The 26,256-nt window shown below is 44.8% G+C and carries 12 protein-coding genes and 1 tRNA gene; 10 read left to right on the top strand and 3 right to left on the bottom strand.

The window, feature by feature from the left end:
* Window positions 1-68 precede the first annotated feature (68 nt).
* The 9 genes from ACZ5O6_RS03620 (at window position 69) to ACZ5O6_RS03660 (ending at window position 19,322) form a co-directional block, all read left to right on the top strand.
* Window positions 69-9,965 carry a VCBS domain-containing protein gene (locus tag ACZ5O6_RS03620; protein ID WP_464283536.1) on the top strand — a complete coding sequence of 3,299 codons (9,897 nt, stop codon included), beginning with the start codon at window positions 69-71 and terminating at the stop codon, window positions 9,963-9,965.
* A gap of 185 nt (window positions 9,966-10,150) precedes the next feature.
* Window positions 10,151-12,922 (top strand): tandem-95 repeat protein, encoded by a 2,772-nt coding sequence (locus ACZ5O6_RS03625; protein WP_464283537.1) that lies wholly within the window; start codon window positions 10,151-10,153, stop codon window positions 12,920-12,922.
* A 128-nt stretch (window positions 12,923-13,050) separates the two neighbouring features.
* The gene (locus tag ACZ5O6_RS03630; protein WP_447091091.1) at window positions 13,051-13,863 is read left to right on the top strand and encodes a M23 family metallopeptidase; all 813 of its coding nucleotides are present in this window, start codon (window positions 13,051-13,053) and stop codon (window positions 13,861-13,863) included.
* Between the two features lie 52 nt (window positions 13,864-13,915).
* Window positions 13,916-14,128: a Trm112 family protein gene (locus ACZ5O6_RS03635; protein WP_447091090.1), complete on the top strand. Its 213-nt coding sequence runs from the start codon at window positions 13,916-13,918 to the stop codon at window positions 14,126-14,128.
* Window positions 14,129-14,134: 6 nt separating this feature from the next.
* Window positions 14,135-14,488 carry a histidine triad nucleotide-binding protein gene (locus ACZ5O6_RS03640; protein ID WP_447091089.1) on the top strand — a complete coding sequence of 118 codons (354 nt, stop codon included), beginning with the start codon at window positions 14,135-14,137 and terminating at the stop codon, window positions 14,486-14,488.
* Window positions 14,489-14,618: 130 nt separating this feature from the next.
* Window positions 14,619-17,252 (top strand): alanine--tRNA ligase, encoded by a 2,634-nt coding sequence (alaS, locus tag ACZ5O6_RS03645; RefSeq protein ID WP_447091088.1) that lies wholly within the window; start codon window positions 14,619-14,621, stop codon window positions 17,250-17,252.
* Window positions 17,253-17,461: 209 nt separating this feature from the next.
* The gene (locus tag ACZ5O6_RS03650) at window positions 17,462-18,688 is read left to right on the top strand and encodes an aspartate kinase (protein WP_447091087.1); all 1,227 of its coding nucleotides are present in this window, start codon (window positions 17,462-17,464) and stop codon (window positions 18,686-18,688) included.
* A 129-nt stretch (window positions 18,689-18,817) separates the two neighbouring features.
* A complete protein-coding gene (csrA, locus tag ACZ5O6_RS03655; protein ID WP_447091086.1) occupies window positions 18,818-19,015 on the top strand; it encodes a carbon storage regulator CsrA in 198 nt (65 codons plus the stop codon).
* Window positions 19,016-19,232: 217 nt separating this feature from the next.
* A tRNA-Ser gene (locus ACZ5O6_RS03660) sits at window positions 19,233-19,322 on the top strand.
* Between the two features lie 117 nt (window positions 19,323-19,439).
* Here the strand turns inward: ACZ5O6_RS03660 and ACZ5O6_RS03665 are convergent.
* From ACZ5O6_RS03665 to ACZ5O6_RS03675, 3 genes are read right to left on the bottom strand one after another with little or no spacing between them, the layout of a single operon-like run.
* Entirely contained in the window at window positions 19,440-20,480 is a 1,041-nt protein-coding gene (locus ACZ5O6_RS03665) for a TauD/TfdA family dioxygenase (protein ID WP_447091085.1), read from the bottom strand.
* 14 nt (window positions 20,481-20,494) lie between these two features.
* On the bottom strand, window positions 20,495-21,691 hold the full coding sequence (locus ACZ5O6_RS03670) for a mandelate racemase/muconate lactonizing enzyme family protein (protein WP_447091084.1): 1,197 nt from the start codon (window positions 21,689-21,691) through the stop codon (window positions 20,495-20,497).
* 31 nt (window positions 21,692-21,722) lie between these two features.
* Window positions 21,723-24,266 (bottom strand): CoA transferase, encoded by a 2,544-nt coding sequence (locus ACZ5O6_RS03675; protein ID WP_447091083.1) that lies wholly within the window; start codon window positions 24,264-24,266, stop codon window positions 21,723-21,725.
* Between the two features lie 365 nt (window positions 24,267-24,631).
* On the opposite strand from ACZ5O6_RS03675, the gene ACZ5O6_RS03680 reads away from it, so the two are divergent.
* On the top strand, window positions 24,632-26,200 hold the full coding sequence (locus ACZ5O6_RS03680) for a BCCT family transporter (protein WP_447091082.1): 1,569 nt from the start codon (window positions 24,632-24,634) through the stop codon (window positions 26,198-26,200).
* Window positions 26,201-26,256 lie beyond the last annotated feature (56 nt).

Genomic DNA, 26,256 nt, shown 5'->3' on the forward strand with positions numbered 1-26,256 from the left:
ACGACCTTATTACGGATAATGGTTAAATATTGTTCAATTTTGAGTTTCGGTAAAAATAGAGGTGCATAATGGCTGTTGAAGGCACAGTGGGTAAAATTGAGAGCTTAGCGGGTGATGGTAAGGTTCTTATTGTTCGTTCATCAGGTGAACGTGTTATCGCAAAGCCTGGTGATGTAGTGCTTGCTGGTGATACTGTCACGACATCTCCTAATGCTAGAGTCGTTATATCTGTCGATAGCAGCAGTGTTTCTGGCGCTGTTCAAGTGAGTTCTGGAGAATCCGCTCAGTTTAATGACGCCCTCTTTGATAATGCTTCTAATCTTATTTCAAACTCTTCTCTAGAGCAGCCGGTTAATGTTGGCTTTCGCAGCCCATCAGATATTGTGAAGGCATTTAATGAAGCATTCCCTGATGCAGGTGTAGAAACCGTTGTTAATCTCGAAGAAGAATTTGATCCAACATCAGCAGGTAGGCAGGAGCGAGACGATCGTGTTGTTAGCAATAGCAGGTTTAACACACTGGCACGAACTGATGAAGAAGAAATCCCTGATGATGGCACTCCCACAGCTTTTGGTGAGCCCCTGCCTTCAGACCCTGAGAAAATACCTGGTGCAGGTGATGAAACATCAACAAATACCACAGGCGGGGAGTTTCCGTCGGTACTTCCTGATGATGGTACTCCGACAGATACCGATGGCGATGAAGATGACGAACCTTCTGAAGAAGTAAGAGGTGAGCCTGAAACATTTATTCCCAGTGGATCAAATACAGGTGCACCAAATACAGATGTACCAAACACAGATACAGACGAACCGACTAGTGCTGTAGCAGACACCAATACCGTATTGGAAGATACAGTATTAACTGTGAATGCGGCAAATGGTGTACTGTCTAATGATAGTGATAGTGATAGTTCGTTATCGGTAAGCACCTTCACCATAGCGGGTGACTCTACCACTTATGTTGCGGGTACTATCGTTACTTTGCCTGGTGGTGAAGGTACAATTAGGCTTAATGCTGATGGTGGTTATGTATACACTCCAGCGGCTAACTTTAATGGTAATGTGCCGGTTGTTACTTATGTGACGAATACAGGTGCATCATCAACGCTGACTATAGATGTGACTCCCGTCGATGATGGGCCAATGATTACTATACCCAATGACGATTCTTTGGGGGCAAACAGCGACGATTTATTGGTGGCTGAAAATGCAACCAATACAGGAAGTTTCACCATTACCACGGACACCGCAACCCCTTTAACTAGTCTTACTATTGCAAGTGGTGCGCCTATTACGATAGCAGCACTAAATGCTGCGACTGTTGGTGCGCCTATCAGCGTAGCAGGTACCAGCTTTGGTGATTTGAATATAACTGACTACAATGCCTCAACAGGTGTTGTTACCTACACCTATGATCCTACAGGTACTAATCAGGATCACAGTGGCGCCACTAATGACTCATTGGAGGAATCATTATCCTTGGTACTAACGGATGGTTCGGGTGCAACAGCCACAGCGACATTAGATATTGGTGTTACCGATACTAACCCAGATGCGCTGAACGACCAGCGTAGTATTGGCGAAGGCACTAGTGCTATTGCTGGTAATGCCGTGGGTGTTGCAGGTGCAGCAACTGGTGATGTGCAAGATACCATCACAGATGGTCCTGCAACTGTGACTGATATAGATTTCGGTGCAGCCGATGGCACGGTGGGATCTAATTTATCAGGTGACTATGGGTCTCTGGTGATTAGTTCAGCAGGTGTTTATACATACACTCTCGATAATGCCAATGCGGATGTTCAGGGTTTAAAAGGGGGTGAATCATTTGTTGAGACATTCACTTACACATTAACTGATAACGATGGTGATTCCGACACTGCAACAATTGCGGTTACCATTAATGGTGTGGAAGATGCTCCACCTACAGTACTTGTAGCCGATAACAATGGCGCATCCCCCGGCGAACAAAGTGTCACGGAAGGTGACGTGACGCCACAAATAGGCCAAGTGACAACGACGGCCAGTGCAGGCGTGTCTTCTCTTACTATAACTGGATCAGCTGGTGCGGTAGATATTACAGGTGCAACTGGCGCTACGCCGGTTGTTATTACTGGTAGCCAAGGCACGTTAACCGTAACCGATTACAATGCTGGAACAGGGATTATTACCTATTCCTACGTTGAAGATGGTAATGCTGAGAGCCATAACGCAAGCAACGATAATATCAGTGATATTTTTACAATTAATATCACTGATAACGAAGGTGATACGGCAAGCGACACTTTGACAGTGACGATCGACGACACCACCCCCACAGCGGTGAATGATTCCCGCACCATCACAGAGGGCGCTGATGCAACCAGTACGACTACCTTATCCGGTAATGTGATTGACGGTGTGGCGACAGGTGATGAAGCTGATACGATTTTTGATGCCAACGCTAACCCAGTGACCAATATAGTGGGCCAAACAACGTCTGCAGTCAGCGCTGGTTCGGCAGGTACAGTTACCGGTCAATATGGCTCTCTTACTGTCAATGCTGATGGTTCTTATACTTATACGCTTAACAATGCTAATACCGATGTTTTAGCTCTTGACGACACAGAATCTCTCAGCGATACCTTTACCTATACAATTATTGATGGTGACGGTGACACGGATACGGCAACCTTGACAATGGTTGTGCAGGGTGTAAATGATGCGGCACCAACAGTGCTTGTACGCGACGACAACGGTGCTTCTGCAGGTGAACAGAGTGTTAATGAGGGCGATACTACTCCTCAGACAGGCCAAATTACAGTAACAGCAACTGCTGGTGTAACATCGTTGACAGTGACAGGTTCTGGCGGTGCTATTGATATTACTGGTGCAACGTCGGGTTCGCCTGTCGTTGTAGCTGGTAGCGAAGGTACGTTAACCATCACCAACTACGATGCAGCAACCGGTATTATTACCTATTCCTACGTTGAAGATGGTAATGCGGAGTCTCACAATGCCGCTAACGATAATATTAGTGATTTGTTTACGATCAATCTCACGGACGGTGAAGGCGATACCGCAAGCGATACGCTGACGATTACCATTGACGATACAGCGCCAGTAGCTGTTGCAGACACGCGCACGGTAACAGAAGATGATACGGGTATCGCAGGCAATGTAATCACTGGCACTAATGCATCAGCAGATACTTTGGGGCAAGACGCTACCACGGTCACCGGCGTTGCTAGTGGCAATTCTGGTGCAGCAGAGATTACAACAGGTGTCGGCGGAGCAGGCATTGCAGGCACCTATGGCACACTCACCATTGCTGCAGACGGCAGTTATACCTATGTAACCAACGATACGGCACAAGCCTTAGCAAACGGTGCGTCGGCTACGGACACCTTTAGCTATACCATTAAAGATACTGACGGCGATTTTTCTACTACCACTTTCACACTCACTGTTACGGGCGAGCCGGACGTCCCTACGGTTACTATTCCTAATGACAATAGTGTTGGCGTTAACAATGATGACATTACTGTTGTTGAAAACGCGACCACGTCAGGCAGTTTTACCATTGCAGCGACCGATGGTGGTTTAGCGAGTATCACTGTGGGCGGCACAACGATTACAGCGGCAGCTCTTGCTGCGGCTTCTGTGGGTTCTCCTATTGCGGTTGATGGTGAATCTTTCGGTGATTTAGCCATTACTGGTTACGACGCAGTGACAGGGGTTGTTAGTTACACCTACGATCCTACCGGTACAAATCAAAATCATAGTGGTATAGGTGTCATCAATGATTCATTAACGGATAGCGTCAACTTGGTTGTTACTGACGGAGCGGGTCAAACGGATACGGCGACACTGGATATCGCTATTACTGACACTGCTCCCACTGCTGCCATCGATAATGCCTCTATCACCGAAGATGCATCACCCAGTACCGTGACTGGTGATGTAACCACCAACGACACTCAAGGTGCAGATACATCGATTAGTGTTACAGGCATCGAATTCGATAGTACCTCGCAAACCGTTGGTAGCGTATTTAGCACCGATTACGGTACTCTAGATCTTAACTCCGACGGCACTTACACCTTCACCTTAGACAATGGCAACACCGATGTGCAAGATCTTGACAGCGGTGAGAGCTTGGTTGAAACAATCAGCTACACCATAGTCGATACCGATGGCGACACCAGTACATCAACACTAAACATTACCATCAATGGTGCAGATGAAGCGCCAGTGGTTACCATCCCTGATGATAATGGCCCAGGTGTTGTCGGTGATTATTCTGTCGCCGAAAACGCAACAACTACGGGCACATTTACGGTGACATCCGCAGCAGGGCTTCATGCGTCATCAACCGCCTTGTCAATTACCGTTGATACTGTTACGACTAATCTAACGTTGGCTCAACTGAATAACTTAAGTAGTGCTAACGTGACCATTACCGATGGAAACGATGGTAATTTAACTCTCACCAACTACAACTCAAGTACTGGTGTTATCGACTTTAGTTTTGATCCCACAGGTACGAGCAGAGATCATTCAGGTGGAGATCTGAGTGTATTAGAAAACTACTCAATCGTTGCTACTGATGTTGATGGCAACTCGAACGTTGCAGAAACATTAGATATCCTTATTATCGATACCGCCCCTACGGCTGTTGCGGATACGCGCACTGTTACGGAGGATGACACAGGTATTACTGGTAACGTGATTACCGGAACTAACGCCAGTGCGGATACCTTAGGTGCCGATACAACCAACGTTACTGGTGTGGCCGCAGGTAATTCAGGTGCGACTGAAATTACCACGGGTGTTGGCTCTTCTATTGCGGGCACCTACGGCACGTTATTTATTGATTTGAATGGCACGTATAGCTATGTAACTAATGATACGGCACAAGCACTCGCAGATGGCGAATCTGCTACAGATACTTTTAGCTACACTATTAAAGATATTGATGGTGATTTTTCTACCACAACATTTACCTTGACGGTTACCGGTGAAGAAGATTTACCAACAGTGACTATCCCTAATGATAATAGTGTTGGTTTAAACAATGATGATAGAGTAGTGGTTGAGAATACCAACATTATCGGTAGCTTCACTATTACAGCAACTGACGGCGGACTCGAAAGTATTACAGTTGGTACTACAGTGATTACCGCTGTGGCACTGGCTGCAGCATCTTCAGGTTCTCCTATCTCTATCGATGGCGAGCTATTAGGTGAGCTGGAAATAACGGGTTATAACCCAGCGTTAGGTGTTGTTGCTTATCGTTACAACCCAACAGGTACCAGTCAAGACCATAGTAGTGCAACCAATGATTCCTTAACCGATAGCATTGGCTTAGTCGTCACCGATGGTGAGGGTCAAACGGATACAGCGACACTGAACATTGGTATTACCGATACTGCCCCTACGGCGGTTGCCGACACGCGCACTGTAAGTGAAGATGATACGGGTATTACCGGTAATGTGATTACCGGAACTAACGCCAGTGCGGATACCTTAGGTGCCGACGCGACCGATGTTACAGGTGTGGCTGCTGGTAATTCTGGCGCTTCTGAAATTACTACTGGTGTCGGTGGGGTAGGGATTGATGGTACTTACGGCACACTAACAATTGCAGCTGACGGTACCTATACCTATGTAACGAATGATGCGGCACAGGCACTCGCGGATGGTGAATCTGCTACAGACACCTTCAGCTATACGATTAAAGATGATGATGGTGATTTTTCTACCACAACATTCACCTTGACGGTGACCGGTGAAGAAGACTTACCCACAGTAACTATTCCTAATGATGATAGTGTTGGCTTAAATAGTGATGATATCGTCGTCGCTGAGAACGCAACCACCTCGGGTAGCTTTACGATAAACGCAATAGATGGTGGGTTAGCGAGTATTACGGTGGGAACGACGACCATTAGTGCAGCGGCACTGGCGGCTGCCTCGGTCGGTTCTCCAATATCAGTAGATGGTGATAGCTTAGGTGAGTTAGAGATTACAGGTTATAACGCCACTACGGGTGTTGTCAGTTATACGTATGACCCAACAGGTACCAGTCAAGACCATAGTAGTGCAACCAATGATTCCTTAACCGATAGCATTGGCTTAGTCGTCACCGATGGTGAGGGTCAAACGGATACAGCGACACTGAACATTGGTATTACCGATACTGCCCCTACGGCGGTTGCCGACACGCGCACTGTAAGTGAAGATGATACGGGTATTACCGGTAATGTGATTACCGGAACTAACGCCAGTGCGGATACCTTAGGTGCCGACGCGACCGATGTTACAGGTGTGGCTGCTGGTAATTCTGGCGCTTCTGAAATTACTACTGGTGTCGGTGGGGTAGGGATTGATGGTACTTACGGCACACTAACAATTGCAGCTGACGGTACCTATACCTATGTAACGAATGATGCGGCACAGGCACTCGCGGATGGTGAATCTGCTACAGACACCTTCAGCTATACGATTAAAGATGATGATGGTGATTTTTCTACCACAACATTCACCTTGACGGTGACCGGTGAAGAAGACTTACCCACAGTAACTATTCCTAATGATGATAGTGTTGGCTTAAATAGTGATGATATCGTCGTCGCTGAGAACGCAACCACCTCGGGTAGCTTTACGATAAACGCAATAGATGGTGGGTTAGCGAGTATTACGGTGGGAACGACGACCATTAGTGCAGCGGCACTGGCGGCTGCCTCGGTCGGTTCTCCAATATCAGTAGATGGTGATAGCTTAGGTGAGTTAGAGATTACAGGTTATAACGCCACTACGGGTGTTGTCAGTTATACGTATGACCCAACAGGTACCAGTCAAGACCATAGTAGTGCAACCAATGATTCCTTAACCGATAGCATTGGCTTAGTCGTCACCGATGGTGAGGGTCAAACGGATACAGCGACACTGAACATTGGTATTACCGATACTGCCCCTACGGCGGTTGCCGACACGCGCACTGTAAGTGAAGATGATACGGGTATTACCGGTAATGTGATTACCGGAACTAACGCCAGTGCCGATACTTTGGGCGAAGATACTCCAGTAAATGTGATTGGCGTAGCTGCCGGCAATTCAGGCGCCGCTGAAATCACCACCGGTGTTGGCTCTTCTATAACCGGTACTTATGGTACGTTAACGATTGCTGCGGATGGTAGTTATACCTACCAAACTAACGCAGCGGCGCAAGCCTTGGCTGATGGTTCGTCGGCGACGGATACCTTTAGCTATACGATTGAAGATGCCGATGGCGATTTTTCTACCACAACCTTTACGCTTACGGTAACGGGTGCGAATGATGCTCCTGTCAATACTGTACCGGCCACGGTATCGACTGATACAAGTTCAACGTTTGCGTTCGACACAACAGATACTGTATCTTCAACCGATATTGATGATAATTTATCTTCTGTTCAGTTAACGGTAACGAGCGGAACGATTAATGTAGGTGCTGATATAGGCGGCGCTACAATTACTGCAGGGGCTAATGGGTCTAGCACAATTACTATATCGGGCGGTACAGAGCAAGATATTAAAGATATGTTGGCTAACTTAGAGTATACCTCTACAGCAACGGAAGAAATTGTTACTTTAACAACGGTTTCTACCGATTCACTGGGTCTAACCGATACCGACAATACGGTAATTAATGTGGTTGGTCCAGCGACTACGCCTACGCTGGCTAGTATTAATCCAGATTCTACTGGCTTATTGCTTACCAAATACAACACAGAAGATAGTATTAACTTATCGGGCACTGACCCTATCGCAGCAGAAAACTTTCCTACCTTGGTGACAGATGCTTCAACACTAGAAGCCACTATTGAAAACTCTGGAGCAACGGCCACTACTATTAGTCGTAAGGCTGGAGGAATTGGTAAGGGGTTACTTGAGGAAATTGAGACCTCCCCTATTTCCAGTGACAATGTTGAAAACCTTGATGGTGAAAATACAGCACAGACTATTTCGGGGCTTATTTTCTTAGAGGCCGGTGTTCAATATAGTTTTTCTGGTTTCCTAGATGATGTGTTGCATATAGAACTGGGTGGTCAGACAGTAGTTACTTCAAATGCTACGGCTTCGACGACGGGTGTGTTTAATACCTCGACACCTGATGTGACCACAGGTATAACAACAACGCCATTTACGCCTACAGTAGATGGTTACTATACGCTTGAGGTTTACAACGGTAATGTTGATTCGAATGGTAAAGTCATCCTTAATGTATTAAAGGATGGTGTTGCTGAGGAACTCAATGCTCAAAACTTCGACCTTTTTGCGAACGTTGATGACTTAATTGCGGCAGGCGGACGTATTGGCAGCTTTAACTCTAATGAGGGTGGTGCTTCTAATGAGTCTACTGATGGCGGTTATTTTGGTATCGACTCAGGTGTTAATATGGTGGGTAAATCAGGTGGCGGGGCTATTAGCCTAGCTCTATTGCCCATTCAGACCACAGGTTCAGATGTTCTAATAAGTATTACTATTAGTGATATCCCCGCAGGTGTGATTATTTCTGATGGGGTTAACACGTTTGATAATACCCCCACAGGGGCTGAGTTTGGTCAAACCTCATTGACCTTCACGCCACAGAGTACCTTAAATAGTGGTTGGGATTTAAGTAGTCTATCTATCAGTGGATTGACAGCAACTAATACTTTCCAAATTGAGGCAACAGCATCCAGCGCAACGGGTAATGATACTGCCACAGCAATGGCTGCTCAGCCTTTTACTATAGGTATACTGCCTGCCGATTTCTTAACCGATAGTGATAATTCCGAAACGGTCGATAGTATTATCTCTGGATCGATTACCTCCGATGATAATGTGATTACAGGCTCGGTGGGTGGCGACACCTTAACCGCGACTAACCAAAGTGCTCAAGTTATTCATGGTGGGCAAGGGGCTGATATTATTACTGGTGGCGATGATAATGCCGCCTCAACATCAGAGAACGGTGACAACACACTGTTTGGTAATTCGGGCAACGATATCATTTTTGGTGGCACAGGGTCTGATGTGCTTACAGGTGGCACGGGCTCTGATATTTTTGTATGGGAATCCGCCGATGGTGATGGTTCTACCGATACCGTCACTGACTTTACCCAAGGCTCAGGTGGCGATGTGATTGATTTGTCGGGCCTGCTTACGAATGCTTACTCTGATAATATCGGTAATTTTGTTACGCAAACTGTGAGCGGTACCACGTCAACATTTACGATTAACTCTGATGGCGTACTGGGAGATGATCTGACAATTAAGATTGAAGGCTTAACGGATGACCTAGCGACTATGATAGAAAATGGTAACTTAGTCGTAGATAAGCGCATTATCATAGAGGGCAGCTCATCTAATGATAATTTAGTGGGTGGTGTTGCTGATGAAGTGTTTTTCCCTCGCGGGGCCGATGCTGGAAGTACTCGAGATAATATAACGTTGGGTGGTGGGGCAGATAAAATTGTTTATGAAGCTGCTGATGCTGCTAACGTTGAGTACGACGGTGCTAGTTGGAATAACGAAGGTATGGCCAGAATTGATGGGTTTACCACCGGAGATACAGCAACCAATGCTGAGGCTGATGTATTAGATCTTTCGGGGATTCTAACAGGTATATTTGATCCAAATTCAGCTCAAACCGTTGCTGAGCAATTTTTACCCCATTTACACTTTGGCCAGTCGCTGTTTGGTGCAACAGTAGTGTTGGTCGATATTGATGGTACTTATGACGCTTCAGAAAGAGACCCTGTCAGCGGTATAAACGTGGGCAGCTCTGGTAGCCAGAATACTTTTAATGGCAGTATAGGGACTGATTTGATTTTCGAAATCAAGGGCACTAACTTCAGTACTGCAGTTGATGCCTATGTTGGTTCGAGTGTAACGCTAAACTCAGAAAACTATCTTCAAGCGTTGATTGATATGGGAACGATTGTTCTGGAGTAGCCTTTATCGTTTTTTAGGTAGTATTCGGGCTATATGCGCTATGTAAAGAATATGCAATAAGAGCGGTGTTCAAACGGCTCTTATTGTTTTTATGCAGCAAAATATGTTGCTCAAAATCTAGCTAAAATTACTCACTTGTGGGTGGTTAACGGGAGGTGTTTATCAAATCTGCGGACTCTCTTCCATTGTCTTCTATAGTCGCTGCTCGCGTCGAAGAAGTCATTGGTGATGTTTACATTATTCGCCAACAGTCTCAAGCAAACAAAGGTGGTGAGCTTGTTAAGCCTGGTGATGACATTTACCTTGATGACATTCTGTTAACCGAAGCAAGCTCGGCTGCATTGGTTCGTGCTAGTGATCATAGAGCACTCATTACTCTACACCCTTCTACTAATATTCAGTTTTCCCCACCCTTTATGGATCAGCTCGGTAGCAGCTATAATTCAACGGCCTTCACTGCAGATGATGAAGAGAAGGAGGGAGAAGATTCTTTACTGGACAAGTTGTTATCTCAGGAAGAGGATATACAAGCAATTTTGCCGGCCACTTCTGCCCCTTATGCGAGAGAGGGTAATGAAACAATTAGTACCTTGAACAACCGTCCAGGGCTAGTGTTGATATGGGAAAGAGTAGGGTCAGAAATCCTACCGGTAAAAGGCCATTTGCAGAGCGAAGAAGATACTCTGTTATTTGATATCCCTCCGCCCAATAATTTTTTTACGACAGAAACAAACAACCTATTTCTTGTTCCTCAAGAGGAGAATATCACAGCAGTTGATACCCCTGCCGTTATGAGTCTGCAAGCCAAGGCGGATATTTTAATTATTTCTGAAGATAGTGGTGTTAATAACGGTAACGTATCAAGTAATGATAGTAGTGGCGCCACGCCATTAATTTACAGCTTAGCGACGGGAAGTGATGTCAGTAATGGGAGTTTATCTTTCAATAATGACGGCAGTTATAGTTACACGCCCAATAACAATTTTTCAGGGGTAGACAGTTTCGTTTATCAAGTGACCGATGCGAAGGGTAATGTTTCAACGGCACAAGTCAATATTACGGTTTTAGCCGTGGCAGATTTAGCTACTGTGTCGCAAACAGAATCACATAACGAAGATACGATACTGACGTCGACAGTGTCTTCAGGAAATAGCACCTCTAGCGGTGGTGTGCTGACTTACTCTTTGGTTGTAGCGCCTACTAATGGTGTGCTCTCCAGCCTTATAGATATTAACTCGGGTAATTATAGTTATACGCCAAACACAAATTTTAATGGTGTTGACTCATTTCAGTACCTCGTTACCGACTCGGCTAGCGGTGAAAGTGCTATTCAGACAGTAACAATAAATATAACCCCGCAGAATGACTTGCCCACAGGTACAGATAATAGCGCCACTATTAACGAAGATATTTCGCATATTTTTGTCAGTGCCGATTTTGGTTTTAGCGATGTGGACGGTGATGCTTTTCAAGCAGTGCGTATTGATACCTTACCAGCATCGGGTACCTTATTATTGAGTGGTGTAGCGTTAGTTGCTAATCAAGTAGTGAATATATCAGACATTAATTCGGGTAATTTAGAATTTGTACCTAACTCAAATGATAGCGGCTCCCCTTACACTGACTTTATGTTTTCAGTGCAAGATAGTCACGGTGCGTTTGATGATTCTACCAATACATTCACAATGAATGTATTGCCTGTAAATGATGCACCGACGAGTGTCGATAAAACGCTGATCATCGATGAAGATAGTAGCTATACACTGCTTGTGAGTGATTTTGCATTTACGGATGTGGAAGGTGATGGCTTTGCTAACGTACGTATAGATACCTTGCCATTGGCCGGCCAGTTAACGCTTTCGGGTGTTGCTGTTATTGCTAGTCAAACGATAAGTCTTGCGTTGATTGCCAGTGGTGAATTAGTCTTTTCTCCCGCAGAAAATGGCAATGGCGTCGGTTATGGTGGCTTCACTTTTAGTGTTGGGGATAGTGGTGGTGCCTTTGATTCAGTGCCTAATACGATAACGTTTGATGTCACCCCTGTTGCTGATATACCTCAAGCAGGTGATGATAATTATGATGTTATTGTGAATACATCGTTTTCTTCGACACTGGCTAACGGTGTTCTGGTCAATGATACCGATGCTGATGGAGATACAATCACAGTAGATACCACACCGGTGTCCAACGTGGCTAATGGAACATTAACGCTCAATGCCGATGGTACTTTTACTTATACTCCTGATACCGATTTTAACGGTGTTGACAGCTTTGTTTACGAGATAAATGACGGAACGGGGAACACGACTCAAGCCACAGTTAATATTGATGTTGATTATGTATCCAATATATTGATCGGAACCAGTGGTGCAGATAATTTAGTGGGGGCGGCAGCATCGGATGATGATATTTACTCCGGTGGTGTTAATGCGGGTGCTGAGAATGTTCAAGGTGTTGGTGGAACAACAAGCGAGGCTCAAAGTGCACATGTTGGATCGGGTAATGACCGTCTCATTTTTGGTGCCGATGCGGCCTTTGTGAGTGATGCATCAACACTGGGTGAGGATGGCGGCTTAATTCGCATTCGAGATTTTACCGTGGGCGATGTTACAACCGACCCGGATGCTGATACCTTAGTGTTAGGTGATTTCTTGCGTGCAGGTGATCCTTCATTTGATGGCACGGCAGCGGATGCTGTTAGGTTCTTACATTTTGCGGACGTATTTGGTCCTAGAGCGCAGCTGCTTTATATTGATCGAGACGGTGGTTTAGGTGAAGCCGGCGATGCGAGTCGAGCCTTGAGTAACCCCAGTGTCTATCATGGTATCGACGGTGGTGCTTCTTTATTGCTCGAATTTAAAGGTATCGCTTATGATGCGACACCGAGTGGTGAGGTTCTTAATACAGAAGCACACATCCAGAGCTTAATGGATTTGGGATATTTAGATTTTAGTTAATGATAAACACGTCCTTTAATTAAAAATAGCGGCATGTGAAGCCGCTATTTTTTTGCCTATCGAATAATAAAATGTTTCGTGGTAATCTCGAATAAAATTTTGGGATGAAATAAAAAATGCAAAGAGTAATGACTTCTGTAGTGGCTATTATTGGGTTATGCCTGCCATTGATGTCTGTTGCACTCGACATTCAAACCCCTTGGATTCAAGGTGGCTTAATTCTTGGTAAAACAGATCCTTCAAATATCGTGACTTTTTTAGGGCGCGAGGTCAGACTGAATGAACACGGCGAGTTTGTTGCCGGTTTGGGTCGTGATGCAAAGCCCACAGTGACGTTAATAGAGACGACTAACAGTGGTGAAATACGAAAGCACGAGTTTGATGTTAAGCAGCGCACTTACAACGAACAGTCGATTACGGGAGTGCCGAATAACACAGTTAATATTCCTGAATCAGCATTAACCCGTATCCGTAAAGAGGTTCGTGCGACAAAGGCGGCGAGAAAAGTTGATTCCAATCGCCAAGATTTTTTGCAAACATTTATATGGCCATCAAAAGGCATTATTACCGGTATCTATGGTAGTCGACGTATTTATAATGGCGTGCCTAAACGACCGCATTATGGTATTGATATTGCCGCACCGCAGGGGTCTCCCGTTATTGCGCCTGCAGCCGGTGTGATTACTTTAGTTCACGACAATATGTATTTCTCTGGAGGTACGATTATTATGGATCACGGTCATGGTTTATCTTCCACGTTTATCCATTTACATAAATCGCATGTGGAAGTCGGTGATGTGGTTAAGCAAGGGCAGTTGATTGCTGAAATAGGCTCGACAGGTCGATCGACAGGCCCGCACCTTGACTGGCGAATGAACTGGTTTGATCAGCGGCTTGACCCTCAGCTATTAATGAGTGATAAACCTAAATCTTTTCCTTAATATCTTACATCCAAAGAGCTACATGTTGGAGCAAAAATAAAGAGAGTAATCAGTGGATAAAAAATTAATTGATGTACTGGTCTGCCCAGTTACCAAATCATCTTTGCAGTATGATAAAGAAAACCAAGAATTAATTTCGGTGGCGAGTGGCATATCTTACCCTATTCGTGATGAAATTCCTGTGATGCTAGAGTCGGAGTCACGTACGTTAAGTGATGAAGAAATTAGCCATTGGAAATCAAAACAAACCAGCCTTGGAGACTAAGTTATTGTGTCGTTAGAAGTAGAAGAAACTATTTTTACAAAAATCATTCAAGGCGATATTCCTGCTGATATCCTTTATCGTGACGAGCGCTGCATTTGTATTCGGGATATATCGCCTCAAGCACCGACGCACGTATTAATCATACCTATCAAGCCAATTCCTAGGTTAGTTGATGCTATGCCAGACGATCATCAATTGTTAGGTCATTTGATGGCAGTGGCCGCTGATATAGCAAAAGATTTAGGTGTGGGTGATGCCTTCCGTTTAATCATCAATAATGGTGCCAATGCCGGCCAGACAGTCTTCCATCTGCATATTCATTTATTGGCCGGTAAAACGTTTTCTGAGGGTATGGTGTAATTTTTCCTATCCTCTTGCCCCTACCTTACACTGTTCGCTCTTCCTCCTATCGTTTATACTCCCATCCCTTATTTTACGGCTTTCTTAATGGCCGGCAGCATAACTTATTACTAAACCTACGAGTGATTTTATGAAAAGCGCTGATATTCGCGATGCTTTCTTACGTTTCTTTAATAACCACGGTCATACGATCGTTAATAGCAGTTCATTAGTGCCAAATAATGATCCAACATTGTTGTTTACTAATGCCGGTATGGTGCCGTTTAAAGATGTTTTTTTAGGAAGTGATCAGCGAGATTATCAGCGTGCGACTTCTTCTCAGCGTTGTGTAAGAGCGGGCGGAAAGCATAATGATTTAGAAAATGTGGGATATACCGCACGTCACCATACATTTTTTGAGATGTTAGGTAATTTTAGTTTTGGTGATTATTTCAAGAAAGAAGCGATTCAGTACGCTTGGACCTTTTTGACATCCCCAGAATGGATGGCTATTCCGCCAGAAAAGCTGACCGTAACTGTGTACGCAGATGATCAAGAAGCCTACGATATTTGGCATAACGATATTGGTTTGTCAGCGGAAAAAATTATTCATATTGGTGATAACAAGGGTGGTAAATATCAGTCAGATAATTTCTGGGCAATGGGTGATACAGGACCTTGCGGACCTTGTACCGAAATATTTTATGATCATGGTGAAGACATTTGGGGTGGCCTGCCAGGTACGCCAGAAGAAGATGGCGATCGTTATATCGAGATTTGGAATATTGTTTTTATGCAATTTAACCGTACGAACGATGGTGTAATGGATCCATTACCTAAACCTTCGGTTGATACCGGTATGGGATTGGAACGCATTTCTGCGGTCATGCAAAAAGTACATAACAATTACGATATTGATTTGTTTCAAACCTTATTAAAAGCAGCGGCAGAAATTACTCATACCACGGATATTGCGCATAAATCTTTACGCGTAATTGCTGATCACATCCGTTCTTGTGCCTTTCTCATTATTGATGGTGTGGTGCCTTCGAATGAGGGGCGAGGGTATGTTTTGCGTCGTATTATTCGCCGCGCTGTTCGTCATGGACATAAGCTGGGTCAGACCAATGCCTTTTTTCATCAACTAGTCTCTGCACTCGTCAATACAATGGGTACCGCTTATCCAGAACTTTATCAGCAAAAAGCCCATATTGAAAAGCTATTGCTATTGGAAGAAAAGCAATTTGAAAAAACACTCGAAAAAGGTTTGTCTGTTTTGGAGGCGGCGTTAGCGTCTCCTGAGTTTACTCAAAGCGGTTCGACAAAGATTCCTGGTGAGACGGTATTTGCACTTTATGATACTTACGGTTTCCCTACTGACCTAACTAATGATATTGCGCGTGAACGTGAATTAACCCTAGACATGGAAGGTTATGAGCAATGTATGGAGCAGCAGCGCCAACGGGCGCGTGCGGCAGGAAAATTTAGCGTTGATTATTCATCAGCTATAGAAGTTGATGGCGAGACAGCGTTTACAGGCTACGAAAGTGTCGAAGGTAAAGGGGAGGTGTTAGCGCTTTATCAAGGAACTCAGTCAGTGACATCATTAACGGAAGGCGAAGAAGGTGTGGTTGTATTATCGAGTACGGCCTTCTATGCCGAGTCGGGTGGCCAAGTGGGAGATACTGGCTATCTTACTTTGGGAGAAAATCGCTTTGAAGTACATGATTGCCAAAAAAATGGTGCGCATCACCTGCATGTAGGTCAGATGTTGTCGGGCACTTTTACTGAAAAAGACCGGGTAAACACGCAGGTTGATTCGGCTGTCCGTCAAGCAACAGTGTTAAACCATTCTGCCACACACTTAATGCACGCTGCACTGCGGAAAGTACTAGGTGAGCATGTTGTGCAAAAAGGCTCTTTAGTTGATTCGGAAAAGTTACGTTTTGACTTTTCGCATTCACAAGCGGTGACCCCAGATGAGCTTGCGCAAATACAATCACTCGTCAATGAAGAGATTCGCCGTAACACGTTGGTACAAGTTGATCACTGTGATATGGATCAAGCGAAAGCAAAAGGCGCGATGATGTTATTCGACGAAAAATATGGTGATGAAGTCCGTGTATTATCCATGGGAGATGGTTTTTCTATAGAGCTCTGTGGTGGTGTACATGTCAACCGTACTGGTGATATTGGTGTGTTTCATATTATTGCAGAATCCGGCATTGCCTCGGGTGTTAGGCGTATAGAAGCGGTAACCGGACAAAAAGCATTAGCCACATTATTGTTTTACAAATCGTCGATAGATCAGGTTGCGCAACAAGTTAAATCTAATGCCATCAATGCCGTCGAAAAAGTAGGGCAATTAGTCCAACAAAATAAAGAGCAAGAAAAAGCCATGAGCGCTATGCAGGCCAAATTAGCCAGTGCGGATAGTGGGGCGTTACTCAAACAGGTTAAATCCATTGCTGGAGTTAATCTTCTGGCTCATCACGTAGAGGGTGCCAATGGCAAAGCATTGCGAGATATGGCAGACGCATTAAAGAGCCAGCTAGAAAATACCGTTTTTGTATTAGTCACTCATGAAGGCAGCAAAGTATCGATTATTACTGGGGTAACGAAGGATTTAATCTCCCGATTTAAAGCTGGCGATTTAATGCGACAAGTTGCTCCTTTGGTAGGGGGTAAAGGCGGAGGTAGACCCGACATGGCTCAAGGCGGAGGAACTGACCCAGCGGGCATTCCTGCTTTACTGGACGCTGCTGAGCAATGGGTTCAGCAATAGTTTTTGTGAGCATTTTTTAGTGGGATATTAAGACTTATCACTCATAGCTGATTTTTGGTGACAAATGATTCGACATTTGTCACCAAACTATTAACTTTTAGTCGTAGATAGTGTTTAATTGCTCCCCTTTTTGAGAATGGCGCGTAAAATAACATAATGCCATCCATTGATCATATATTGCACATTCACAGGCGTAGGATATAAAACTTATGAGCCTATTGGTTCAAAAATATGGCGGCACATCGGTGGGTACCGTTGAGCGTATTCAAGCCGTTGCAGATAAAGTGTCTGCTTTTAAGAAAAATGGTCACGATATTGTTGTGGTTGTATCCGCGATGTCGGGTGAAACTAATCGTTTAGTGGCTCTCGCAAAAGATATGCAGGAAATGCCCGATACACGAGAAATGGATGTATTACTCTCGACGGGTGAGCAAGTAACCATCGCACTATTGTGTATGGCACTTAAAGCAAGAGGTTGTGATGCGCGTTCATATACCGGTGGGCAAGTAGCGATTACGACAGATAGTGCGCACACCAAAGCACGCATTCAATCGATCGATGAAAAAAACATACGGGCAGACCTTAATGCAGGGCGCGTTGTTGTTGTCGCAGGTTTTCAAGGCGTTGATGAAAACGGTAATATTACGACGCTAGGTCGTGGAGGTTCTGATACCACAGGTGTGGCACTGGCAGCGGCGTTAAAAGCTGATGAATGTCAAATCTATACCGATGTTGATGGTGTTTACACCACAGATCCTCGCATAGTGTCATCGGCTAAGCGTTTAGACCGTGTGACTTTTGAAGAAATGTTGGAATTGGCGAGTTTAGGTTCTAAAGTTTTACAAATTCGTGCTGTTGAATTTGCAGGCAAATACAATGTCCCACTACGAGTATTGCATAGCTTTCAGGAAGGCTCAGGCACATTAATTACGATAGATGAGGAGTTTTCCACAATGGAACAACCGGTAGTTTCTGGCATAGCGCTAAATCGAGATGAAGCGAAAGTGACAATAGCGGGCATCCCCGATATCCCCGGTGTTGCTTCTAAAGTGCTTACCCCTGTGGGTGATGCGAATATCGAAGTCGATGTCATCGTGCAAAACGTAGCCGCCGATAAAACAACCGACCTTACCTTTACGGTAAATCGTAACGACATGCTACGCGCTAAAGGTGTTATGGACGCGGTGGCTGCAGACTTGGGTGCACAATCAGTATCTACTGATGACACCATTGTTAAAATATCGATTGTTGGCGTGGGTATGCGTTCACATGTAGGTGTTGCTTCTCAAATGTTTAAAACGCTCGCAGAAGAAAATATTAATATACAAATGATTACAACATCAGAAATAAAAATATCTGTGATCATTGAAGAGCGTTATGCCGAGCTTGCTGTACGAAGCCTGCATACTGCATTTGGATTAGATAAGGCTGAATAAGCCATGGTTAAAAGGATTTGACTTCTTGTTTCAGGAGAAACAACTGTATTGCTTATATCGATGACTATCGGTATACCAATAGCGTGCCAACGCTTTAACTATGGATTTACAGGAAACTAGGAGTTCAACATGCTTATATTAACCCGTAGAATCGGTGAGACCTTAATGGTCGGTGATGAAGTAACTGTTACCGTGCTAGGTATTAAAGGTAATCAGGTGCGTATTGGGATCAATGCTCCCAAAAATGTTGCTGTTCATCGTGAAGAAATTTATCAGCGCATCCAGCGTGAAAAAGGTTTGTTACCTGAAGATGGCAACCAAGAGTAGCCATATTTTGTTGGCAATGCGACGGCAATGTCGCGTTTGCTAACAGAGTAAAGCCATGATTTCTTATGGCGTCTAACTATAGCGTTTTAATGATTAGACGCGGATATTTTATCGATAAAACCTGAGCAAATTTATTTGACTCGACCACGATTGCTGGTATGATGCGTCGGCTTCGATAGAGCACCAGACAGAATGTTTAGTGAATAAAACCGAATTTGGAGAGGTGGCCGAGTGGCCGAAGGCGCTCCCCTGCTAAGGGAGTATACCTTGATCGGTATCGAGGGTTCGAATCCCTCCCTCTCCGCCATATAAAAACCCGCCAATGAGCGGGTTTTTTTATGCCTAGCCTTTTCTGGTTCGGCTCTGGGCTCTGTAACATAAACGGGGGATAGGCATTTATCTCACTCGGCTGATAATATTTCCATTAAGACTCTTTTTGCCCGAGTCTTGTCGTCTTCATTCCCATCTGAACCCCTAGTACACGCTTTTCGCCTTCATGTAAGGTAAAGACAGGGCGTGCATGGGTATAGCGGCGATTATCTAAAATAGCGACTTTTCCGGCTTTCCAATGAACCGGGATTTCATGCATAGAGAAGACACGTGTAAAACAGTCTAGATCCGCCATTGGAATAGGGTCGCCGTTACCATAGGTAATATGATAGGGGCGCTCATCATAAGGTAGGGTATTGAAAGGTGCCCAATGATCGAAAGCAATGCCGTGATTACCGAGTGAGGTAAAGAAAAGGTTTTGCTGCAATACCGGATCGAACTCGTAGGCAGGCAGGGTATAACTGATGCGTACACTACCATGACTGTTAAATTCGTGCGTCCAGCCCATATCATTACAGAGTTGAATCAGCTCAGCAGCAGTTTGTACACCAAATGCTTCTTGCCAAGATCTTAGAGAGATCTGATCTTCATCACAGGCGGCATTGTGAAAGTTGCGAATGTAAGTCACACCATGCTGCCAAAGTTTTTGGCCTACGGCCGTTTGTAACATATCGATGGTGACCTGATGGTTATCCGCAATAACTGTAGGGCCTCGTTCATGCGGGCACTTAAGACAGCCAAACATAACCCTTTCTGGGTAAGAAAAGTAGTAAGACATCTCGTTGTGAGAAGCAACATCAACGTGGGGTGGTTCGGTACCGACGCTTAAGGCGCCCCCACCGAGGTCTTCTCGGGAGTTGGTGCCCCCAGAGTAAGTCATTAATGGTTTGATGACGTCGGCGGCAAGATGGCTAAACTCAATCATGGTTGGCATCGGGTAGTTTTCGATAATCGCAGCGCCCTTTTCTACGATGCTACGCTCAACGGTTTCCAAGAAGACGGCATCATCATGAATGGTTTCGTAATTAAACGTTATTTTATCAAGGGAAGTGCTGTTGCTCTCTTGATCGGTATCTAGACCAACGGCATTGGCGTCATCTAGTAATATATTGTGTAAGTCTTGATTGGATGTCATATAAATCTTGCCTATTAGTATTGCTGCGTACCCGTTGTTATTACTTCAACACCTAAGCCCGGCCCATCAGGTACCTTAAGATAGCCATCATCATCGAGCATAAAGCGAGGTGTCGTTAACTCATCGTTGTGAAATCCTGGCATGTATTCCACCATGCATAAGGATGTTTCAGGTTGTGTAGAAAGAAAGTGGAGATCGCAAGCCAGTCCGATAGCATTATTCCAGCCGTGTGGAATGATGCTAATAGACGCTTGGTTGATCTCTTTCTGTTTACTTAGCCTTTGATTAATCGCCAGCGTGGTAATAGGACCGCCAGCGACCGTATGGTCGGGCTGCAAAATATCGACGGCTTTGCAGTCGATCCAGTCGATAAAAGCGGTATGCCCTAATAACCGTTCGCCACCACTGATCAGAATGTCAGTGGTGGCAGTAAGTATTTGGTACTCTTTAAGTTGAGCGGGGGGGAGAGGGTCTTCGTACCATAAAAATTGATGCTGATGTAGAAGTTCGGCCATACGCACTGCGTAATCAAAGCCGTTAGTCCATAGGGGATTACTGGCATAGCCGTCTAACATAAGCTGTGTGTCTGGCCCGGCGGCATGTCGTGCGCGGGCAATCAGCGCTGCTTCTGATTGGTGCCAGTCTGTCTCTGTTAGGTGATCGGGTTTAAAACCAAGCTGAGGAAAGTAAAGTTTTATGGCTTTAAATCCGCGTGCTTGGTAGGTAGCAATGGTGGCTTCTAGGTCATCTACATCATCGATAATCAGCGTCACATAGGCCAGAATTTTATTCCGCTTTTTAAGGCCAAGGAGTGTGTGTAGTGGTTGCTCGGCGAGTCGTGCTTTAAGATCAAATGCTGCTGTAGCGATTGCACTAATGGCTGGAAATTCGCTGGTTTTGTAGTCCCATTGGGTCATCTGACAGGCGTGAAGTGCTTGCATATGATGTGTAAGCCAATCAACCAAGGTGTCAAGATTTAACTTTGCGTCAACAGGAACGGTATTGTCCCAGAAATACTGAATACTATTCGCGTCGGTATACCCAGACCCTAGCCCCTGTTGCGATGGGCACGATGGGTAAGCTAAGGTAAAGTACGCGATAGGATATTGAGTATCTCTATTCCAATAGACAGCAGGCAGGGCTTGTGCAGCCCCTAATAGTGCTTCCCTCGTGTCTACGTTGGTTTTAAGTTTTTCTTCGTGCGGGTTCAATAAACTTCTCCTACTCCTATACTAACTCGGCCTAGCTAGGCAAATATTCTCTACTCCATCGCAACCCAGCTGCCCTATTGTTCAGCAAGGTTTCTATTTCTTCTTCGCTATAATTAAGCGACTCTAAAATAGTTACTGTTGATGCACCAAATTTCTCAGTAGGAGATAGGCTATTAATACTGGCTTCTGTTGGGCGAATAGCGTAAGGGTCTATATAGGTCACACAATGGCCGCTGGGGTGGTCGGGATAAATAGAGAAGGCAAAGCTGCCTTTATCGGTGCCCGGCTGATTATCTTGAATTCGACTATTGTTGTCTCTTAGCCACTCAATAGACTTGGGTTCGGCAATGGCGATATCGTGTTTTCGCAATTCGTTTGCCCAATAGTCCGATGTTTGCTGCATAAAGGCATGGGATAAAAAGGTTTTGATATTCGCTGTTTGGCTTATACCTTCAAGGCCGTCTACTTGTTCCAACTTTTTAAGTTCGCTGGGGTTGGAATCAATGATGACCCAAGAATCTTGGGTTTGATAAAAGTGAGATAATTCGTGATTACCTAATGCTTCTCGACCCGAAGCTTCATTAGCTGGCGGTTTGCCCTCGTAATCATAGGCAAAGGGAATTTGTGCAATATTCGTAACTGCTGATAATGAGGTTCTGGCGCGAGTGACTTGCCCGGTTCTGTGTTTTTGAAACAGCGCAACGCCGATACTAATAGCCGCAGCAAAGCCGCAGTTCACATCCAGCGTACCAATATGGGCGTGCTCTTCAGGGGTATCGTTGCCACCAAAACGACTCATAATGCCGCTGTTGGACTGGATAATATCGTCATAGCCAATATAGTTAGATTTGCTACCAATATGAGGGCCGCCAAAGCAATCTAGCCGGCAAAATAGTACACCGGGGTTTACGGTTTGTAGCGAGGCTTCATCGAGATTGAGCTGGGCTAATTGACGCTCTGGGGCGTTAATCACTACTAAGTCGACGGTTTTTAGTAATCGGTTAAACGCTTCTCGTCCGTCGGTAGACATAATATCAAGCAGAATACTTTTCTTGCCTAGACCTGTCTGAAACGCATAAATAGTTCCGATCAGCGGATCATAGACTGGGGTAATAGGGTCGACTTTAATCACTTCTGCGCCAAAGCGACCTAGGTAGGCGGTTGAATGGGGGCCGGCGATCACATTAGTCAGGTCAAGCACTTTTAACCCATCGAGCCAGCCTTGTTTTTGTTGTGGCGGGTTATTTTGTGTAGAACGACCAGTTATGGCCGGTCGTAACCGTACCTCTTGTTTGGCGATCTCTGCTAGTGTGTTGATGGCATGGTCAAAATCAACATATTGTCGAGGACGAGGGGTGACCATCTGGTCGGCAAATTCTTCTAACCAAGCCACGGGGCCTGGCTGTTTCATATTGCCAAACACCGGGTCATTAACTTCAACAATTAGCTTTGACTGTAGACAGTGTTTATCGTTGACCCATTCGTGGGTGGTTCGGTGGGGTGAGCCGGGTATTTGATGCTCACCAAATAATACCCCCCATTCTTCAGAGGTTTTGCTGAGAAAGGCGACTTTCATTTTTTCAGCAACAATATTGGCCCACTTTTCTGTGAGTGGATAAACGCCAATGGATGTTTCACCACTCCACTCTGAGATCGGTACATACAGATCTTCTACATCGGGCAAACCCATCTCAATCAGTTCATCATAAATGCCCATCAGCTTGAGGCAACGTTCAGCATGGTTTCGGTGGGAAGGGCAGACGCAATAGAATTTTCTACCATCGGCACAGTCATAGGTACGATAGAAAGGGTCAAGATATTCTTGTAGTTCCTCATAGCCCATATCCAGAGGGATATTATTGGCTTTTCTGCGCTCGATTTCTTGTTCGCGCATGGTTCGATAGCGCTCAGGGAGGTTTTCAATGGTATAGGAGTTGTAGGACAAACCTTCCATTAATGCGGCTGCAATGGGTACCTCAATATGATCACCTAAGCCAGTTTTTTCTCGTTGGTATAGGGCTAATACCGCTGCACTCGCCGCTAATGATGTTGCATATGACGAACCTAAAGGCAGCGGAGAAAAGCTAGGGTTAATACCCATTAATACACGGTTAAAACCCATATCGGTATAGGCACCGCAGGTGGCGGCAACTATAGCTTCCGTGGCTTTCCAATCTCTTCGTAGCTCATCGTTACTGGAAAAACCGGGGGTGGACAAGGTAATTAGGTCGGGCTGCTTTTGACGTAGTTTCTGAAAATCGATTCCTAGAGATTGCATCACGCCGGGGCGAAAGCTTTCTATCACAATATCCGCTTGTTCTATTAGGGCCAGTGCTTGTTGCTGGCCAACCTCAGTGTTTAAATCAATGGTAATACAGAGTTTATTTCTATTGAGAATAGCGTTGGCATCATCCACCCAAGCGGGCCCTTGTGGTGGGTCAATATGAACAACCGTAGCGCCAAAGTCGGCTAATATCATGGCCACGGCTGGCCCAACAATCTGTTGTCCAAAATCCACCACTCTAAGATTTTTAAAGGGCAGCTCTGTCAAAGGAAGGTCTTGGGTTTGGGTCATTATTTTTTATCCTACTTCTTCTTGTTTTTAGGTATTTTGCTTTTTTAGGTTGGCTTATTGCCAGCACGATTGGTTATTGGCAAATGTTAAAGGTGCTGTCACCACTTGGCGAACAATAAAAATTCACTCTAAGGTATAAAAATATTTATCACTACTGCCGCTTATTTGAGCTATAAAAAAATAAGGGTCTTAGGCGTCTTTTTTATTGCTTTTCTACTTCCTGTGGTTTGTGAGATTGTATTTGTGGGAGAGTTAGAAGAATACGATATAGCGGTTGTAGTGATAGGCCGCAATAAAAATACTTAACGACAATATTCGACGACAACACTCAATCACAACAATAAAAACAGAGGTAAAGCATACCCATGAATAATCATTCTACAACGATGTCAAATGCAGAAATACCTGCAGAGAACGGTGAAATTAACACCGTCATGTCAGTGGGCTCAGGCTTGTTGGCAGTTTTGTTTGTCTTGCTATCCATTGTGCTGCCAGACCAATCAAAAGCAGCCTATGACGGCATCAACGCCTTTATTACCGCCAATGGCTGGTTCTACGTTAGCTTGATGAGCTTTATGTTATTTTTATGTGTGTGGCTAGCGATGAGTAAAGCTGGCAGCATACGTTTAGGCTTAGACAGTGATCGCCCAGAGTTTAGCAACTTTTCTTGGTTTTCTATGTTGTTTGGCTGTGTGATAGGTATCGGCATTTTATTTTGGAGTATTGCTGAACCGATCTACCATTTTCAAAGTAACCCGTGGATTGCTGAAGACCAAAAACTGAGTGTTGAAGCCGCGCAAGTCGCCATGCGAGTGACTATTTTCCATTGGGGCTTACATGGCTGGGGTTTATATGCCGTTATTGGCTTAGCTTTCGCTTATTTTTCTTTTCGCAAAGGTTTACCGTTATCGATCCGTTCTAGTCTTTATCCCATTTTTGGTGAAAAAATTAATGGTCCTATCGGCCATATTGCGGATTTGTTAGCAGTATTTGGTACGGTATTCGGTATCGCCACCTCTTTGGGCTTAGGTGCACAGCAAATGAATACGGGTTTAAATCATATGCTGGGTATGGAAGTCTCATCCACTAATCAAGTGTTGATTATTATGGTGGTATCGATCATTGCCACCTTATCGGTACTGTCCGGTCTATCCAAAGGTATTCGTATTTTAAGTGAGCTTAATATGCGTTTAACGGTAGTAATTCTAGGATTGTTCTTAGTGTTAGGGCCAACCGCTTATTTATTGGGGGCTTACGCAACCAATGTGGGTGACTATCTTGCCAATGTGGTTTCTATGGGTCTATGGGTCGATCCAAAACCTGATGGCCAATGGCAGGGCTGGTGGACTGTGTTCTATTGGGGTTGGTGGATTGCTTGGGCACCTTTCTGTGGTTTGTTTATTGCCCGTATTTCTAAAGGGCGCACTATCAGAGAATTTATTGTGGGCGTATTAGTAATCCCTACCTTACTAGCAGCATTCTGGATTACGGTTTTTGGTAATACGGCTATGTATATCGAACTATTCGGTGCCGGTGGTATTACCGAAGCGGTCAACGAAAATACCACGATGGCTTTATTCCAAACCATTGAGTCGATGGGTGTGGGGTCATTAATCGCAGGTATTATGGCGACCATTTGTATCGTTATGTTGGTGACTTACTTTGTCACCTCAGCGGACTCTGCCACCTTGGTAGTCTGTACACTGATCACCCGTGGTAATCCTAACTCGCCTAGAAATTTACGTGTTTTCTGGAGTTTAATGATTGCCGCTGTTGCCTCCGTGTTGTTATTTTCTGGTGGCTTAAAAGCCTTGCAAACGGCATCCATTGTTGCTGCGCTACCGTTCTCTTTTATTATTATTTTAGCCACGTATGGCTTGCTTAAAGCCTTGAGTGAAGAGACAAAGCAGATGAAGACCGTTCAGTCCTCTTAGGGGCTAACCCGCAAATGCTTTTGAGTGGTTACTTTTCTGCTGAGAGTAACCACTCT

This window comes from Eionea flava (genome assembly GCF_055393785.1).

What these genes read in the sequence shown, in the direction of transcription:
- ACZ5O6_RS03620 (WP_464283536.1), top strand. Translation starts at nt 69, where the DNA reads ATGGCTGTTGAAGGCACAGTGGGTAAAATTGAGAGCTTAGCGGGTGAT.
- ACZ5O6_RS03630 (WP_447091091.1), top strand. Translation starts at nt 13,051, where the DNA reads ATGACTTCTGTAGTGGCTATTATTGGGTTATGCCTGCCATTGATGTCT.
- alaS (WP_447091088.1), top strand. Translation starts at nt 14,619, where the DNA reads ATGAAAAGCGCTGATATTCGCGATGCTTTCTTACGTTTCTTTAATAAC.
- ACZ5O6_RS03650 (WP_447091087.1), top strand. Translation starts at nt 17,462, where the DNA reads ATGAGCCTATTGGTTCAAAAATATGGCGGCACATCGGTGGGTACCGTT.
- csrA (WP_447091086.1), top strand. Translation starts at nt 18,818, where the DNA reads ATGCTTATATTAACCCGTAGAATCGGTGAGACCTTAATGGTCGGTGAT.
- ACZ5O6_RS03665 (WP_447091085.1), bottom strand. Translation starts at nt 20,480, where the DNA reads ATGACATCCAATCAAGACTTACACAATATATTACTAGATGACGCCAAT.
- ACZ5O6_RS03675 (WP_447091083.1), bottom strand. Translation starts at nt 24,266, where the DNA reads ATGACCCAAACCCAAGACCTTCCTTTGACAGAGCTGCCCTTTAAAAAT.
- ACZ5O6_RS03680 (WP_447091082.1), top strand. Translation starts at nt 24,632, where the DNA reads ATGAATAATCATTCTACAACGATGTCAAATGCAGAAATACCTGCAGAG.